General features: G+C 51.4%; 1 protein-coding gene. It reads left to right on the top strand.

The window, feature by feature from the left end:
- Positions 1-259: hypothetical protein (locus TW77_RS25535; RefSeq protein WP_046007499.1), on the top strand; the 259-nt coding region annotated here is incomplete at both ends.

Here is a 259-nt window from a genome sequence, read left to right as displayed (position 1 = left end):
AGAGTCGTCCAGCCTGCTTGATGACGAGCTGGATGAGGATGGTGAGGAGTTATTAGATTTTGGTGGTGACTTTGATGACCTGGATGGTCCCGACTTCGAGATTGAGCTGGAAGAAAGCAGTGAGCAGGATAGTGAGCCCACGGCATTTGAACAGGCGGAAGATGTCACACAGGACGAAACACCCGCATCAGAAGAAACACCGTTTGAAGATGATCTGACAGACGACACGCTGACAGATGACGCACTGGCGGAAGAAGAC

It is taken from the genome of Pseudoalteromonas rubra, from assembly GCF_000967655.1.
GTDB classification, from domain to species: Bacteria; Pseudomonadota; Gammaproteobacteria; order Enterobacterales; family Alteromonadaceae; genus Pseudoalteromonas; species Pseudoalteromonas rubra_A.
Note: the sequence above shows the minus strand (reverse complement) of the source record. Positions and strands in the feature narration are given on the sequence as shown.